Origin of the sequence: Catenulispora rubra (assembly GCF_015356825.1) — a bacterium.
Classification (GTDB): domain Bacteria; phylum Actinomycetota; class Actinomycetes; order Streptomycetales; family Catenulisporaceae; genus Catenulispora; species Catenulispora rubra.
In genome coordinates this window covers 1-16,181 of the sequence record NZ_JAACYW010000265.1, presented here as the reverse complement: position 1 = coordinate 16,181, position 16,181 = coordinate 1, and the positions used below count along the sequence as shown (strand labels likewise).

The window sequence follows — 16,181 nt, the reverse complement described above, 5'->3', positions numbered from 1 at the left end:
CCGCACAGCGAACTCCCCCAAAGCCTCCGCATAGGAGTCGCCCGACGGATAGCCAGTATCCCCGCGCCGCACAGCAGCAATCAGCGCCTCCACAACCGGCTCCGGCGTCGGCACATCCATCTCCGCCACCCACAGCGGCAGCACGTCCTCCGGATACTGCCGCCACTTCATGCTGGTCCGAGTCCGAAGCTCGGCGAGACCCAGACAAGCCAAGGGATTACCAACGCGAGGCTCCATAGCTCACACAGTAAGCGCGCCCCACTCAACAGCCGAGGCCCAGGCCCCGCCGCCACCAGCCACCACCGACGAGCCGACCAACCCGGCTACTACGTGCCGACAAGCCCTTCCAGCCGCTGCACGCTGCGCTCAATACGCGCCGTGGCGTCGACTTCGGCAGCAGCGGTCGCGCACAACTACGGCCCACTCCGCAAACCGCTGATGGCTGGCGGCAAGCGATTGCTTGCCTTGCACAGGCTCGGCTTCGTGGCGAAGACCCTGATCACAGCTATGTCTCGCCACCGGCCCGGGAACCCACCCACATCCGCCGTCAGCACCCCTACTCGCCGCCGACACCTTTCCTATCCGCTGCCGGCATCACCCTCGCGGTCAGCACCTTCCCCCATCCGCTACCGGCATCCACACTCGCCGCCGGCACCAAAACCTTTCCTTGTCCGCCGCCCCTATCGCCTGCTCGCCAGCGGCACCGCGTCCCTAACCCGGTCCGCCGACCCGGGAACCTTCCCGTGTTCGCCACCAGTGCCCACGCTCGCCGCCGACACAGCAGCCTTCTCCTATTCGCCACCGGTAGCTGTCTCCACCGCCAGCGCCGAACCTTTCCCTTTTGTCCGCCGCGGCCGTCCCGCCTTCGCCACCGGCACCGCGTTCCTTCCGTGTCCACCGCCAGCAGCAAGATCAACCACCACGCCCCCTCCGTCGTCCGCCCACCTCCCCTGTCGGGCCTGATATCTCCCTCACCCCCCACCAACCTCATACCCAGGCCGTATCACCTCCTCCACCAACCACTTCATCCCATCCGCCTGATACATCCGCCACGACCCCACCACCACGTGCCGGAATCCCACCGCCGCCAGAGCCGCGATCGTCTCCCGCGCCTCGGCCGCGCCGTCCTCCGCCACGATCAGCTGCACCGACCGCTCCACCTCGGCCGGGTCCCGGCCCGCCGCCGCACAGTGCTGGTCCAGTACTCGCGAGCGCTCCGCGAGGGACTCGACCGAGTTGTGCGGCGGCCCGGGTATATTCCAGATGTCCGCATGCTCCGCGACCACGCGCAGCGTCCGGTCGCCCCAGGCTCCTATCAACAGCGGCGGGCCTGCCGGCCGGACCGGCTTCGGCGCGTTCCGGTTGCCGACCAGTGTCGTGAACGGCCCCTCGTAGTCGAAGACGTCCTCAGTCCACATCTTCCGCAGAATGGTCACCGTCTCCACCAGCCGCGCTATCCCTTCGCGCGGGCTGATCAGCGGTATGCCGTACGCGGCGTACTCCATCAGTCCGGGATTCTCGCCGGGCACGCCGCCCGCCCCCGCAGGCTGCACCGTGCCGCCCACGCCCAGCCCCATGATCAGGCGGCCTCCCGATATCACGTCCACCGTCGACGCCATCTTCCCCAGCACCGCCGGACTCCTGAACCGGTTGCTCGTCACCAGCAGCCCGAGCCCCAGCCTGGTCGTGCGCGCGGCCAGCGCGGCGAGCGTCGTCCACCCCTCCAGCGCCGGGCCGCCGCGGTCGCCGACCAGCGGCATCATGTGGTCCCAGAGCCAGGCGTCGGCGATCTCCTCCATCTCATCAGCCTGCTGCCACACCCGAAGGATGTCGTCGTAGGACACGTGCATCGGGGTGGTCTTGATGCCGATCTTCAACTCCATATCGTCACTGTAGCAAATCGTCAGCACCACTGACAATCAGCGAGCGGGTAAAGTAACCCATATGGCCGACCTGCTCACCTCCCGACTCGGCTACCTGCTGAAGCACGCGCAACAGAACTTCTCGGTGTCCGGCGCCCGAGCCCTGGAGTCGCTGGGCATCAGCGGCCGCCAGCTGGCCGTACTCGTCGTCTTCGACGCCGCCGAGCCCCTGTCGCAGCTCGACGCCGCCAAAGAGCTCGGCGTCGACCGCACGACGATGGTCGCCCTGGTCGACGAGCTCGAGGACAAAGGCCTGGTCGAGCGCCGCCGCAGCGCCGACGACCGCCGGAAGAACATCGTCGAGCTCACCGCGCAGGGCAAGAAGACCCTCGCCGAGGGCGAGCGCCGCCATCAGGAGGCGGAGAAGGCGTTCCTGGCCGACCTCACCCCGATCGAGGCCGACCTGTTCGTACGCATCCTGAAAAAGCTGGCCACCGACACCGAAATGCCTGGTGACCAGCCCGAAGAAACCACCGAAGAAGTCCCCAAGAGGAGCTGAAAGAGCTACGCCCCGGCCAGCGCCCGCCGCGAAAGCTGGTCGGCCAGCCGCGTGGTCTCCGGCAGCCGGAACTTGGTGGCCAGCCGCAGCGCCAGCCGCGTGGCGTCACCCACCGTGATCAAGTGCCCCGGCGACACGTACACCGGCTTCGTCGAAAGCTGAGTCCGCAGCACCGCGCCGACGACCTCGCCGTCGTGCACCAGGTCAGCAGCCTCACCGCGCCGGATCCCCGGCTCGGCGGACCGCCCCACGAAGGCCGTCTTCGCCACCCCCATCGCCGGCTTGCCGGCCAGCACCCCGAGGTGGCACGCCAGCCCGAACCGCCGCGGATGCGCGATCCCGTACCCGTCGCACACCAACACGTCCGGCTCCACCGTCAGCCGCGCCAGCGCGCTGATCAGCGCCGGCATCTCCCGGAACGCCAACAGCCCGGAAACATACGGGAACTCGACGTCCATCACCGCCGTCGCCATGTCCTCGACCGCGAGCGTGTCCGCGTCGAGCACCACGACCGCCCCCGCGACCCGCGAGGAGTCGATCGCGTAGGCCACGTCCAGCCCCGCGACGTACCGGAACGGCGCCAGCGGCGTGGACACGTCCACCCGCCCCGCCAGCCGCGCCTGCTCCGCCTCGGCGTCCTGCGCCGTCCGCGGCCATCTCTCATGCGTGATCAGCACAACTCATCCCCTGCTTCCCCGTCCGTGTCCGGCCGGCTGACCGGGGCCCCCGTCGGTCCCGGTCGGCCGGACACGACCACGCGGCGCCGCGGATCCGCGTTCAGATCCGCTCCTGCACCGCCTTCACGATCTCGGCGACGGCGTCGTCCACCGGCACCCCGTTGTTCTGCTCCCCACTGCGGTACCGGAACGAAACTGCGGCCTTCGCCACATCCTCGTCACCCGCCAGCAGCATGTAGGGAACCTTCTGCTTCTGCGCGTTGCGGATCTTCTTCTGCATCCGGTCGTCCGAGGAGTCGATCTCCACCCGGACCCCCTGGGCGCGCAGCTTGGCCGCCACCAGCTCCAGGTACGGCACGTGCGCGTCGGTGATCGGGATCCCGACCACCTGCACCGGCGCCAGCCAGGCCGGGAACGCCCCGGCGTAGTGCTCGGTCAGCACCCCGAAGAACCGCTCGATCGACCCGAACAGCGCCCGGTGGATCATGATCGGCCGCTGCCGCGAACCGTCGGCGGCCTGGTACTCCAGGTCGAAGCGCTGCGGCAGCTGGAAGTCGAGCTGGATGGTCGACATCTGCCAGGTCCGGCCGATGGCGTCGCGCGCCTGCACCGAGATCTTCGGGCCGTAGAACGCCGCACCGCCGGGGTCCATGACCAGTTCCAGGTCCTCGCCCTCCGCGACTTCGCGCAGAGTCTCTGTAGCGAGTTCCCATTCCTCGTCGGTACCGACGTACTTCTCCGGGTCCTTAGTGGACAGCTCCAGGTAGAAGTCGTTCAGGCCGTAGTCGCGCAGCAGGTCCAGCACGAACCGCAGCAGACTGACGAGCTCGTCGCGCATCTGCTCGCGCGTGCAGTAGATGTGTGCGTCGTCCTGCGTAAGCCCACGGACCCGCGTCAGTCCGTGCACCACACCGGACTTCTCATAGCGGTACACCGTGCCGAACTCGAACAGCCGCAGCGGAAGGTCGCGGTAGGACTTCCCACGGGCCCGGTAGATCAGGTTGTGCATCGGGCAGTTCATCGGCTTCAGGTAGTACTCCTGCTTGCCGTGTCCCTCGTCCAGCACCATGGGCGGGAACATCCCGTCCTTATACCAGTCGAGGTGGCCCGAGATCTCGTACAGGCTCCCCTTAGTGATGTGCGGCGTATTAACGAACTCGTACCCCGCCTCTTCATGGCGCTTACGGGAGTAGTCCTCCATGACCCGACGGATGGTTCCCCCCTTGGGGTGGAACACCGGAAGACCGCTACCGAGTTCGTCGGGGAACGAGAACAGGTCCAGCTCCGCACCGAGCTTGCGGTGGTCGCGCTTCTCCGCCTCGGCCAGGAACTCCAGGTGCGCCTTGAGCGCGTCCCGGGTCTCCCACGCAGTCCCGTAAATGCGCTGCAACTGCGGGTTCTTCTCACTACCGCGCCAGTAGGCGGCCGCAGAGCGCATCAGCTTGAACGCCGGGATGAACCGGGTGCTCGGCACGTGCGGACCGCGGCACAGGTCCTTCCAGCACAGTTCGCCGGTCTTGGCGTCCAGGTTGTCGTAGATCGTCAGCTCGCCGGCACCGACCTCGACATCCACACCCTCGCCGGCGTCATCGGCGGAGGCCTTACCCTTGAGCCCGATCAGTTCCAGCTTGTAGGGCTCTGCAGAGAGCTCCTCACGGGCGTCCTCATCCGTCACAGGACGCCGGGAGAACAGCTGCCCCTGCTTAATGATCGTCTGCATCCGGCTCTCGAGAGCCTTCAGGTCCTCCGGAGTGAACGGCCGCTCGACGTCGAAGTCGTAGTAGAAGCCGTTGCGGATCGGCGGGCCGATGCCGAGCTTCGCCTCCGGGAACGCCTGCTGCACGGCCTGCGCCAGCACGTGCGCGGTCGAGTGACGGATGATCGCGCGACCGTCCTCGGAGTCGGCGGCGACCGGCTCGACCAGGTCACCGGCCTTGGCCAAGGTGGCCAGGTCGACGAGCCGGGTCCCGGCGGCGTCGGTCAGGCGGGCGGCTACGACGGAGCGGTCGCCGGCGAACAAGTCCGCCAGCGTCGTGCCGACCGTGACCGTCCGCTCGTCCCGGCTGGGGCCGTCGGCGATCGTCACTGCGAAGTCGGACACGGGGCACTCCTTCAAAGGGGGTCAACAGGTGGGGCCGATCAGGAGAAAACTTTACCGACCACCGCGGGTGCTTCGCGCGACAGTAATACCAGGCACCTTTCGACCGTCCTGTTGAATCAACGTTCTACGTGACGTCGCCATCCGTTCACGAAGGGTGCCTACGGTGGTTCCGTGGGGCGGACAACTGAACGCAGGACACCGACCAGGTTGCAGCTGTGGACCGGCGCTGTCGTGGTGCTCGCGGCAGCGGCACTGACCACGGGGACGCTCGCCGTGGCGGACACCCAGCACGGAGTCACCCGGGTCGGGCAAGAGACCGCGCCGCTCGCGCAGTCCGCCTCCGACCTGTACTTCGCACTCAGCGACCTGGACTCGCAGACCGCGCGCGAGATCCTGACCATCGGCGACAGCGACCTGGACACCGAACAGGGCGACGCCCAGGCCACCGTGAACAGCCGGGTCACCGAGATCGACGCCGACCTGCGCCAGGCCATCGGCGGAACCTCCGACGCGGCGGTCCAGGGGCAGTTCCAGACCATGCTGGACAAGGTCACCCTTTACCACGACCTGTCCTCTACGGCGCTCTCACTGGACCAGCTCTCCACGACCGCCACCAAGGGCCACCCGGACTCCGTCGCGCTGGCCTACTACAGCCGCGCAACCGACGTCATGCACTTCGACCTGCTACCGGTCGCCGCACAGATCCGCGACTCCTATGCGAAGCAGCTGAACGACTCGGCCAAGAACGAGAACGACGCCTGGTCTCTCGACACCGTCCTGGTGCTCGTCACCACGCTTGCCCTGCTCGCAGCCCTGGTCCTGTTCCAGGTGGTGCTGTCCCGCCACTTCCACCGGGCCCTGAACCCGCTCCTGGCCATCGCGACCGTCGCCACGGCCGTCTTCCTGGTAGCCGGCCTGAGCATGACCGCACAGCAGAGCGACCGGATCCAGCAGGCCGTCGACAACGACATGACCCCCTACCTGGGCATCCAGCACGCCCGCGCGGTCTCCTACGACGCGGTCGGCGCCATAGTCCGCTACACAGTCGCCCCGAACTTCGGCTACGACCACGGCTACGCCGCCGACCTGGTCGCGCTCAACGGCACCCCGGGCACTCCAGGCCTGCTCAGCACCGGTCTGGCCAGCACCGACCAGGCCCTCTCGCAGCGTGCCCAGACCGATTGGACATCCGTCCAGCGCGACGCGAGTAAAATCAAGAGTGAGGTCGACGGCGGCGACGTGAACTCCGCGCTCACCGAGGCGACCGGCATCGCCGGCGGCCAGCTGGGCCAGGACTTCTACGCCCTCGACACCCACCTCGGCCAGGCCGCGGACAAGCAGTTGGGGGCCTTCCAGGCCACCATGGCCGACGCGCGGTCGGGCGCGTCGGGTTGGGCCGCTCTCCCGGCGGTGCTCTTCGGCGCGGTCATCGCGCTGACCTTGGCCGGAGTGTGGCGCCGGCTCGCCGAATACCGCTGAACCGTCAGTCGGCCGCACCGGGACAGGGTCCCCAATGATAAAGAACTTCGTATACTGATCGGCCAGGGTGCGAACGCCGGTCGGCGGGGCACCGACATCGCGTCCTTTCTGGGAAGGACCGCCATGATCACTGCGATCGTGAGCGCCATCATCGCCGCCGCGGCGGCCGGGGCCGCGGGCTTCGGCGCCTCGCTGCGCACCGTGAAGCAATACGAGCGGGGCATCGTCTTCCGCTTCGGCCGAGCCCTGGACAGCGTCCGACAACCCGGCCTGACCCGGATCATCCCCGGCGTGGACCGGCTGCGCACAGTCAACATGCAGGTCGTGACCATGCCGGTGCCGGCCCAGGAGGGCATCACCCGGGACAACGTCACGGTGCGGGTGGACGCCGTCGTCTACTTCCGGGTCATCGACCCGGCCCGCGCGCTCATCTACGTGCAGGACTACAAGTACGCGGTGTCGCTGGTCGCGCAGACCTCTCTGCGTTCCATCATCGGCAAGAGCCTCCTGGACGACCTGCTGTCCAACCGCGAGCCGCTGAACCAGGGCATGGAGCTGATGCTGGAGACCCCGGCGACCGGCTGGGGCGTCGAGATCGACCGCGTCGAGATCAAGGACGTGGCGCTGCCGGAGTCCATGAAGCGGTCGATGGCCCGCCAGGCCGAGGCCGACCGTGAACGCCGGGCCCGGATCATCACCGCCGACGGCGAGTACCAGGCCTCGGGCAAGCTGGCCGACGCCGCACGGATCATGGCCGAGACGCCGGCGGCCCTGCAGCTGCGGCTGTTGCAGACGATCGTGGAGGTCGCTGCGGAGAAGAATTCGACGCTGGTCCTACCCTTCCCGGTCGAACTGCTCCGCTTCCTGGAGAGCGCCGGCGGCGGTGCGACCACGGACGCAGTGAAGGCTGCCTATAAGGCGGTCGACACGGTGACCAAGATCCCGCCCGACAAGGTGGACGCGGCACCGGAGCACATCGCGATCGAGGGCGGGGAGGCCGACGACGCGGCCATCCCGCCCCCTGACGAGATCCCCGATCTGGAGCTGGCCTTCGACGAGGAACCTCCCGCCGACGCCATCGCCAGGCCGTTGACCGAACCGCTGATCGAGACGCCGCACTGGCGCGGCATCTCGGATTCGCCGGAGCCCTCCTCAGAGGACTCCGAGCCCGCCAAGTCCTCCGAACCGTCAGACTCCTGACAGCTCGGCCAGCACGACCGTCACGTCCACCATCGCGCCGCGCCGGTGCAGGGTCATCGCGACCTGTGCCCCGGCGCGCCGCGCGAGCATGACCCGCTGAAGGTCCTGCGCGTTGTCGATCGGGCGGCCCTCGACGCTCAGCAGCACGTCGCCGACCAGCACCCCGGCCTGCGCCGCCGGGCTTCCCGGCACTACCTGCGCCACGGCGAAGCCGGTGCGTCGGCCCAGCTTCCCGCCCACCGCCGAGGGCAGCGGCGTGGTCGATCCGCCGACTCCGAGCCAGGCCCGGCGCACCTTCCCGGCACTGATCAGCTCGGACAGGATCAGGCGGGTGGTGGCGTTCACCGGCACCGCCAGGCCCAGTCCGACCCCGGCGACCGCGGTGTTCACCCCGACGACCCGGCCGAGGTGGTCGCCGAGCGCTCCACCGGAATTTCCGGGGTTGAGTGCGGCATCGGTCTGGATCACGTCGTCGATGATCGACTGGCCGCGCTGCGTCCGGGTCGGCAGCGACCGGCCCAACGCGCTGACCACGCCGGCGGTCACCGATCCGGCCAGCCCCAAGGGGTTGCCGACGGCCACCACGAGCTGGCCCACGCGTAGTGTGTCCGCGTCGCCGAGGGTGGCCGCCTGCACCCGGCCCGGCGGCATGCGCAGCACCGCCAGGTCGGAGAGCCGGTCGCGGCCCACGACGTCGAATCCGTACTCGTCGCCGTCCGAAGTGACGGCCAGCCCCGCGCTCACGCCTTCCACGACGTGCGCACTGGTGGCCAAAAACCCGTCGCCGGTAAAGGCGACGGCAGAACCGGAACCCTCCCCCGTCCGCCCCCGAACCCGCACGCTGAGCACCGAAGGCCGCAGCGTGTCGGCGACGGAGACCACGGTCCGGGAGTAGTCGTCCAACCCGGCGTACATGTCCTCTGTCACAGTTGTCTCCTCACCCCGGCGATCTCCTGGAAACCCAGGCCCCACCGCCGGTGAAAAAACAAACAGGCAGGATTGTTTTTGCATTCCCGGCCTGGCAGGCTGGCGGACATGAGCTTCGTGGAGCCCGAGGAGCGCGTCGCGCTCCGCCAGGCGGTGCGCGACCTGGCCAAGCGGTACGGACCGGACTACGTGCGGCGGCAGGCCAAGGCCGGCCTGAAGTCGACCGAGCTGTGGGACGAGGTGGGCCGGGCCGGCTACCTCGGCGTCAACCTGCCGGAGGAGTACGGCGGCGGGGGCGGCGGCATGGCTGATCTGGCCGCGGTCGGCGAGGAGCTGGCCCGGGCGGGCTGCCCGCTGCTGCTGATCGTGGTGTCCCCGGCCATCTGCGGCACGATCATCAGCCGCTTCGGCACCGAGGACCAGAAGCGGAAGTGGCTGCCGGGGATCGCCGACGGCTCGTTCACGATGGCCTTCGGCATCACCGAACCGGACGCGGGCTCCAACTCGCACAACATCACCACCACGGTGCGCCGCGACGGCGACGAATGGGTCCTGTCCGGCCAGAAGGTCTTCATCTCCGGCGTCGACGAGTCCGACGCGGTCCTGGTGGTGTCCCGCACCAAGGACGCCGCTACCGGCAACCTGAAACCGGCGCTCATGGTGGTCCCCACCGACGCCCCGGGCTTCACCAAGACCCTGATCGAGATGGAGATCGCCGGCCCGGAGAAGCAGTTCCAGCTCTTCTTCGACGACGTCCGACTCCCGGCCGACGCGCTGATCGGCGACGAGGACGCCGGCCTGCTCCAGCTGTTCGCGGGCCTGAACCCGGAGCGGATCATGGCCGCGGCGTTCGCGATCGGCACCGCGAAGTACGCCCTGGACCGGGCTGCCTCGTACGCGAAGACCCGGACCGTCTGGCGCGACCGCCCGATCGGCACCCACCAGGGCGTGGCGCACCCGCTGGCCCAGGCCGCGATCCACGTCGAGCTGGCCAAGGTGATGACCCAGAAGGCGGCCTGGCTCTACGACAGCGGCGACGACCTGGGCGCCGGCGAGGCCGCCAACATGGCCAAGTTCGCTGCCGCCGACGCCGCGGTGGAGGCCGTCGACCAGGCCATCCAGACGCACGGCGGCAACGGCCTGGCGACCGAGTACGGCCTGGCCCCGCTGCTCGCAGCGACCCGGGTGACCCGCATCGCGCCGGTGAGCCGCGAGATGATCCTGAACTTCGTCGCCCAGCACACGCTGGGACTCCCCAAGTCCTACTAGGCCGGACGAGTGACAGAGCGCCACTCCCTCACACCCCATCCCCGCACCTCAGAGCCCGAACACCAGCACACTTTCTCGTAACAGAATGACAGAAACCTCCCATAGTCGGCGATGTCCGATTACAGTGGATTCGAGCACGAAAGTTCGAATCACCCGGGAGGGAACCCCATGTCCACCATCAGCAACCTGCCACACCAGCACACCGCACTCCTCCGCCGCACCGACGGCACCGACTTCGCAGACCTCACCGAACGGGTCGACGACCTCGACGCCCTGATCTGGGCCGCCGCCCGGACCACGGACGACCCGCAGCTGGCGGTCGTCCGGGCGCGCGAATACGCCGAGTCCGTCTTCATAGGGCTCGTCCTGACCATCGGGACCGGCGCGCACCGGCTCAACTGCTCGGTGCCGACCGCCGCCGGCCCGGTCACCGCGGGCGAAGACCTCAGGATGGACATCGCCACGGAGGTCCCGGCCGTCAGCCTGCCCGCATCCGGCGCCGAGCGGGAGCTGTGCGAGCTGTTCGCGCTGGCGCACGTCAGCGGCGCCGACGCGACGGTGATCCTGCGCTCGCGTCCGCTGCTGGAGCCGGACGCCACCGACGGCACGCCGGGATACGCCGTGCGCGGCTGGCGCCTGTCCGGCGGCGCGACGACGCCGATCGACGCCGCCGGCATGTTCGCGTTCTGCTGCTCCGAGGCCAGCAGCGGCGAACCGCTGCCCCTGGATCCCAACACCCGGTACAAGGACGCCCGAGCGCTGGTCACCCCACCGGGGCCGGACTGAGCCAGTCGGTGCGGTAGGCAGCCCAGTCGGCGGGGGTCGCGGCGAAGTCGACGTACAGCGCGACGCCGAACGGCCGCGGCGGCGGGTGCGCGCCGAGCCCCAGCCGGACGCCGTCCAACGCGGCCGACATGGTCTCGGCCCGGTCCCAGTGCCCGGGGTCCGGGGTGTGGAAGGCCGGGACCCCCATCAGGAGCTCGACGTTTGTGGGTACCGCGCTCAGGGCCACCTGGGTCTGCCGGGCGACGTAGCCGCGGTAGGCCCACGCGGTGGGCAGGGAGGTGTCGTAGGCCATCACTGCCACCTGATCGCAGTACCCGGCGACCTGACGCAGGTAGTTCTGAGACCACCACTTCGGATGCCCGGCCAGCAAGTTCCCGGGAATCCGGAAGCCGGACAACGGCTCTATCTGCGGCGCCGACGCCGACAGCAGAGCGTGGTGGGCCCGGGTGATGGCCCGCGCCGCACCCAACACGTCCAGGAAGCCGGGGTCACCTTCGGGCACCGGCTCGAAGTCGAAGTGCACGCCGTCGAACCCCCGGTCCAACGCGGCGCTCACCCCCGCGGCTATCCGCCACCGCGTAGCAGCGTCGTCCAGATGCAGGGCCTCCCCACCCACGACCTGCCCGAGCCAGGCCTCGACCCGCACCCCGGGCAGCTCCCGATGAACGGCGTCGATGAACCACCCGGCCTCGGGACTACGCGTCGGGTCCAGCGAGCCGTCCATCTCGAAGGGCCCGTCGTGCACGAACAGATCCTTGATACCTGAAGAGCGAACAAGAGCCACCAACGCCTGGAGGTCGCCATCGGTCTTGGGCCCACCCGCCACACCGGCCTGCCACCCGACCCAAGCGTGCCCGAGCCACAAGGCGTCGTCGCCGCTACTGCGCGCAGCTGGCGACGGCTTCCCGCTCCCCTCCGCATAGAGCGCCGCACCCATAACGCCCACCATCGCCGCCAGCACGACGCAGAGCGCCACCGCCGACGCCAGCGTCCTGCGAAACCAACGCGCCCGGCGCCGGTACCAGTCCGCAAGCCTCCGGACCGGCTTGCGCCGCCCGCGCTCCCGCCCGGGATCTGATCCTCGCCCCAGCTCCGACGCGGGCTCCCGCTTAGGCTCCGGCCCCTGCTTAGGCTCCGACCTAGGCCCCGACTCCAGCATGCGCTCCGACCCGGGCCCAGTCTCTGGCACACGCTCCGGCTCTGGCGCGGACTCGGGCTCGGGACCCTGCTTGGGTTCCGAATCGGGCCCCGGCGTCGGTTCTGGCCCCGACTCACGCTCCGGCTCCGGCGAGCTGCCTATTTTGTGCAGCGTGCCTCCGCCACCATCGGCAGCGTGACCAGCGCCTTGGCCCACGGCGGCGGCGTGATCAGCGCCGTCCGCCTGACCCGCATGACCATCCCGTTCGGCATCCCCGGTCAGGTCATCGTCGGTGCTCATGATCCCGACCTGACCGCGTGGTGGGCTATCAGGTCTGGACACCGCCGTCGTTCAGAAAGGGTCCCTGGGGCGACGGCAGTGAGGCGATGACATCGAAGTACCCGAGTACCGCGATCGCCAGGCCGGCCAGACCGAGCAGCAGGGCCGCCTGGGCTGCCGGGCGCGACCAGCGGGCGTGCCGCTCCGCGCGCCAGTTGGTCGCCACGAGGGCGGCTACCACGACGGCCACTGCGGCGAAGAGCCCCTGACCGAGGAAGCGCAGGTGGTCCATGTCGCGGAAGGGCGCGTAGCGGTCGGGCGGGTTCGAGCCGTTCACGTAGCGGGCGGTGAAGGTGAGTTCGCGGTTCTGGGCCAGGATCTCGAACAGGCCCGAGGTCACCAGGCTCACCGTGGATGCCGCCAGGGCGAACAGTGCCCCGGCGTCCACGCCCGGCAGGAAGCGCTCCCGGAGTTCGTCGCGGCGCAGGCGTCGTTCCTCGGGGCTGTGCGCGTCGACGCCGGTGAACTCGTCGTCGCTGGACAGGACGAGTTCCATGACCGGCTCGTCCGAATGATCGAAGACTGTCTCGTCCGGCATGGACCCCCCTCGCTCAAACGGCGGCCCGGCCGCCACACGTGTCGGCGAGCCTAACGCAGCCGTGCCACGGCTTCAGGACCGGTCGGGGACAGGGCTCACGGGCACGCCGGCTCGGGCGCCGCGTCCCCGACAGCCGCCAACGGCACTACTGACAGAACAGACAACGACGACTCCAGTCGCTCCTCTTCGGCCCGCAACGCGGCGACCCGCGCCCCCGAACGCCGATCAAGCAGTAGCCACGCCGGCACTCCGGCCGCGCCGAGCGCCAGGCTGGCCCACAGCACGGCCGAAGCACCCACCGCACTCAGCGCCCAGCCGCCCACCAGCGGGCCGACGATGCCGGCCACGCTCCACGCCAGCGTCGACATGCCCTGATACCGCCCGCGCAGGTGCGCCGGCGCCAGGTCGGCACCCAACGCCATCTGCGGCGGCGTGTTGCCGATCTCCGCGATGGTCCACACCACCACCGACGCCGCGTAGATCCCCATCGGGTGCCCCGTCACCGAGATGAGCAGCGGCACCGCGAACCCGGCGCCCATCAGTAACGAGGAGGCGGCCAACACGGTGCCGTGCGTGTAGCGGCGCATCCAGGTCGTCAGCGGAAGTTGCAGCACTCCGATGAGGATCCCGTTGATTGCCGCGACCGCACCGTACGCGCCAGGCCCGAGCCCGTCCTGGCCCATCATGATCGGCTGCACCGTCTGCGCCTGCGAATAGATGATCGCGCCCACCAGGACGGCTCCGAGGAACCCCAGGAAGATCCGGTCCCGCAGCACATCCACGAGGCTGCCCGCCTGACCGAAACGCTCAGTGGCAGCGTCCGAGGAACCAGAAGCCGCAGCCGAACCAGCATCAACGACCGGCCGAGTCTCCGGCACCGTGAAGAAGACGACGACAGCGCACCCCAGATTCGCCAGCGCATCGCCCACGAACAGCAGCGTGTAGCCGTGCGAGGCCACCGCCCCCGCGGACAGCATCGCCACCGAGAACCCCAGGTTGATCGCCCAGTAGTTGAGCGAGTAGGCCCGCCCCCGATCCGCCGACGGCACGATGTCCGCAATGATCGCCCCCGTCGCCGGCCGCGTCGCGTTGTTGGCCAATCCCGCCAAAAACGCCAACCCCGCGATCAGCGCCACAGAGTGCACCAACCCGAGCGCCACCAACGTCACCGCCGACGCGACCAGCGCCCCCAGCAACGTCGCCCGCCGCCCGACCCGATCAGCAAGGACACCGCCGACCACCGCAGACACCCCGGCGCCCACCGCGTTCAGGGCGGCGACGAACCCCGCGAACGCCGCCGAATGCCCCAACGACCTCGTCAAGTAGTACGAAAGAAAAGGCGCGACGAAAGCCCCCGTCCGCGCCACCAACGTACTGACCCACACCCACCAGAAGACGCGCGGCAGTCCCCCGACATCCAGCACGCGCAGCACCCTCGCCCGCACAGCCCACCCCAGTCCAAGCCCACCGCCGCCAAACGCCGGGTAACCACCGCAGCGCCGCGCCAGACATTACCGACCGCCCCTGACAACCGCACTGGCTTTTTAACGCCGGGAGAGTGCCTGCGAACGCTGACACCGGCACGTCAGGAACTCGGCACAGACAACCAACGAAAAGGCCCCGGACCTTTTCAGGTCCGGGGCCTTTCTCCGTGTGGGCGATACTGGGATTGAACCAGTGACCTCTTCCGTGTCAGGGAAGCGCTCTCCCGCTGAGCTAATCGCCCGTGCTTTTGTTCCGTTGTCGTACAGTACAGCCTTTGCCGCAGCCTTGCCGTCGTGCGAGGTGGTGACGGGATTTGAACCCGTGTAGACGGCTTTGCAGGCCGTTGCCTCGCCTCTCGGCCACACCACCGTGGGAGTGGGCTCGATCAGGCGTGGAACACGGTACCCGACCAGCCTTCCAACCGAGCGGATGACGAGATTCGAACTCGCGACCCTCACCTTGGCAAGGTGATGCTCTACCAGCTGAGCCACATCCGCGCGCGCTTCCGGGGTGTTCACTCGGTTTCCCTCGTTGCGCCCCCTGGCGACACCATGAACTGTAGCGGATAGGGCCGGGGATCCAAAAACCATTCCCCTCAGGTGTCACAGAGTTGGGTTGAAATCGGCTTGAACTTGGGCAGGACGGTGTTCATGGTCTCGATCTGCGATCATGCCGCTACACTGAGTCGCCATTCGTTCGGGTGGTTCGGCGGCGGCCGGTGGTCGTGGCGCTGGTCGGCGCGGCGACGATGGTGCGGGCCGGCGGGCGGGTCCGGCGGCCGGTGTGGGCTTCGGGTGTGAACGGGAAGAGGAGCGGGGATGGCGCGGCGGAGGCGGCGGGTCGCACGGATGGCGGCGTGGGGCGTCGCGGGAGTGCTGACCGTGGCGGGGGTGGCTGCGGCGACCGCGCTGGGGGCACCGGCGAAGCCTGCGACGCTGCGGCCGATCCCGCGGATCGTCGGCGGCGCGCCGGCGCCGGACGGGGCGTATCCCTTCATGGCCGCGCTGCAACAGTGGGTCGGCAACGGCTATCTCACCATCTGCGGCGGGACGCTCATCGCGCCGGACCAGGTGCTGACCGCGGCGCACTGTGTGGACCAGTGGGCGGTCGGCCAGGCGGCGGCTGACGGGGAGCCCAAGGAACGCGTCATCGTCGGTCGGACCGTGCTGAGCGGCAGCGACGGCGCGATCCGGGTGCCCAACGCAATCCGCGTCGATCCGACCTGGAACTCGGCCACCGAGTCCGACGACGCCGCGGTGGTGCAGCTCGACTCGCCGATCGCCGGCATCGCCACGCCGACCATGCCGACCGCCGGCAACCAGGCCTACGAGCAGCCCGGGACGCCGGCCCGCGCCATCGGCTGGGGCAGCACCCAGCCGCAAGGCCCGGCCGACGTCGGCGGCGGTGTGTACCCGGACGAGCTGCGCCAGGTGGACCTCCCGCTGGTCGGCGACACCCCCTGCCAAAGCGTCTTCGACGGCGTCCGCAACCCCGCGCTCTACCCGCAGGAGATGCTCTGCGCCGGCGGCGACGGACACCACGACGCCTGCACCGGCGACAGCGGCGGCCCGCTGCTGAGCCCGCTGCCCGGCGGCACCTGGGAACTGATCGGTGTCACGAGCTGGGGCAACGGCTGCGCGGTCCCGGGCACCCCGGGCGTGTTCACCCGCCTGTCGGCGCCGGACATCCACGGCTTCGTGGCCACGGCGAGCGGCACGTCCGACTTCGGGCCGTGAGCTAGCCCGCCGGCACGCGGACCTGCGCCGGGGCGACCCCCAAGCCGGGAGATCCCAAAGCGCGAGACAATGAGACGTGCCCTCC

General features: G+C 69.4%; 13 protein-coding genes, 3 tRNA genes and 1 pseudogene. 6 read left to right on the top strand and 11 right to left on the bottom strand.

Annotated features, from left to right (window positions below; genetic code table 11):
- Positions 1 to 237, bottom strand: a pseudogene (locus GWK61_RS61085) (pyridoxal phosphate-dependent aminotransferase); the annotation flags it as partial.
- Between the two features lie 734 nt (positions 238 to 971).
- Positions 972 to 1,883, bottom strand: coding sequence for an LLM class flavin-dependent oxidoreductase (locus GWK61_RS42945; protein ID WP_228563877.1), 912 nt, complete (start codon positions 1,881 to 1,883; stop codon positions 972 to 974).
- Between the two features lie 61 nt (positions 1,884 to 1,944).
- On the opposite strand from GWK61_RS42945, the gene GWK61_RS42940 reads away from it, so the two are divergent.
- On the top strand, positions 1,945 to 2,421 hold the full coding sequence (locus tag GWK61_RS42940) for a MarR family winged helix-turn-helix transcriptional regulator (protein ID WP_194917858.1): 477 nt from the start codon (positions 1,945 to 1,947) through the stop codon (positions 2,419 to 2,421).
- Between the two features lie 5 nt (positions 2,422 to 2,426).
- On the opposite strand, the gene GWK61_RS42935 is transcribed toward GWK61_RS42940, so the two are convergent.
- Both GWK61_RS42935 and thrS read right to left on the bottom strand, forming a co-directional pair.
- Complete coding sequence (locus GWK61_RS42935; protein ID WP_194917856.1) at positions 2,427 to 3,098, bottom strand: endonuclease V; 672 nt, start codon at positions 3,096 to 3,098, stop codon at positions 2,427 to 2,429.
- 100 nt (positions 3,099 to 3,198) lie between these two features.
- Positions 3,199 to 5,199 (bottom strand): threonine--tRNA ligase, encoded by a 2,001-nt coding sequence (gene thrS / locus GWK61_RS42930; RefSeq protein WP_194917854.1) that lies wholly within the window; start codon positions 5,197 to 5,199, stop codon positions 3,199 to 3,201.
- A 171-nt stretch (positions 5,200 to 5,370) separates the two neighbouring features.
- On the opposite strand from thrS, the gene GWK61_RS42925 reads away from it, so the two are divergent.
- Together GWK61_RS42925 and GWK61_RS42920 are read left to right on the top strand one after the other, a co-directional pair.
- Complete coding sequence (locus tag GWK61_RS42925; protein WP_194917852.1) at positions 5,371 to 6,678, top strand: GlnX family signal transduction membrane protein; 1,308 nt, start codon at positions 5,371 to 5,373, stop codon at positions 6,676 to 6,678.
- A gap of 123 nt (positions 6,679 to 6,801) precedes the next feature.
- Positions 6,802 to 7,878, top strand: coding sequence for a slipin family protein (locus tag GWK61_RS42920; RefSeq protein ID WP_194917850.1), 1,077 nt, complete (start codon positions 6,802 to 6,804; stop codon positions 7,876 to 7,878).
- Here the strand turns inward: GWK61_RS42920 and GWK61_RS42915 are convergent.
- Positions 7,867 to 8,805, bottom strand: a complete 939-nt coding sequence (locus GWK61_RS42915) for a S1C family serine protease (protein ID WP_194917848.1) — start codon at positions 8,803 to 8,805, stop codon at positions 7,867 to 7,869. The genes GWK61_RS42920 and GWK61_RS42915 overlap by 12 nt on opposite strands.
- 108 nt (positions 8,806 to 8,913) lie before the next feature.
- Here GWK61_RS42915 and GWK61_RS42910 point away from each other — a divergent pair, with 108 nt between their 5' ends.
- Complete coding sequence (locus GWK61_RS42910) at positions 8,914 to 10,074, top strand: acyl-CoA dehydrogenase family protein (RefSeq protein ID WP_194917846.1); 1,161 nt, start codon at positions 8,914 to 8,916, stop codon at positions 10,072 to 10,074.
- A gap of 168 nt (positions 10,075 to 10,242) precedes the next feature.
- Positions 10,243 to 10,860, top strand: a complete 618-nt coding sequence (locus tag GWK61_RS42905) for a hypothetical protein (RefSeq protein WP_194917844.1) — start codon at positions 10,243 to 10,245, stop codon at positions 10,858 to 10,860.
- On the opposite strand, the gene GWK61_RS42900 is transcribed toward GWK61_RS42905, so the two are convergent.
- From GWK61_RS42900 to GWK61_RS42875, 6 genes are all read right to left on the bottom strand, one after another.
- Positions 10,838 to 11,605, bottom strand: coding sequence for a glycoside hydrolase family 18 protein (locus tag GWK61_RS42900; RefSeq protein WP_228563876.1), 768 nt, complete (start codon positions 11,603 to 11,605; stop codon positions 10,838 to 10,840). The two genes, GWK61_RS42905 and GWK61_RS42900, sit on opposite strands and share 23 nt — an antisense overlap.
- Positions 11,606 to 12,326: 721 nt before the next feature.
- On the bottom strand, positions 12,327 to 12,875 hold the full coding sequence (locus GWK61_RS42895) for a hypothetical protein (RefSeq protein ID WP_194917842.1): 549 nt from the start codon (positions 12,873 to 12,875) through the stop codon (positions 12,327 to 12,329).
- Between the two features lie 95 nt (positions 12,876 to 12,970).
- Positions 12,971 to 14,299 carry an MDR family MFS transporter gene (locus GWK61_RS42890; protein WP_194917840.1) on the bottom strand — a complete coding sequence of 443 codons (1,329 nt, stop codon included), beginning with the start codon at positions 14,297 to 14,299 and terminating at the stop codon, positions 12,971 to 12,973.
- Positions 14,300 to 14,529: 230 nt separating this feature from the next.
- A tRNA-Val gene (locus GWK61_RS42885) sits at positions 14,530 to 14,601 on the bottom strand.
- Between the two features lie 57 nt (positions 14,602 to 14,658).
- Positions 14,659 to 14,729: transfer RNA gene (locus tag GWK61_RS42880), tRNA-Cys, on the bottom strand.
- Positions 14,730 to 14,784: 55 nt separating this feature from the next.
- A tRNA-Gly gene (locus GWK61_RS42875) sits at positions 14,785 to 14,857 on the bottom strand.
- Positions 14,858 to 15,178: 321 nt separating this feature from the next.
- Here GWK61_RS42875 and GWK61_RS42870 point away from each other — a divergent pair.
- Entirely contained in the window at positions 15,179 to 16,096 is a 918-nt protein-coding gene (locus GWK61_RS42870) for a S1 family peptidase (RefSeq protein ID WP_194917839.1), read from the top strand.
- Positions 16,097 to 16,181: the final 85 nt, after the last annotated feature.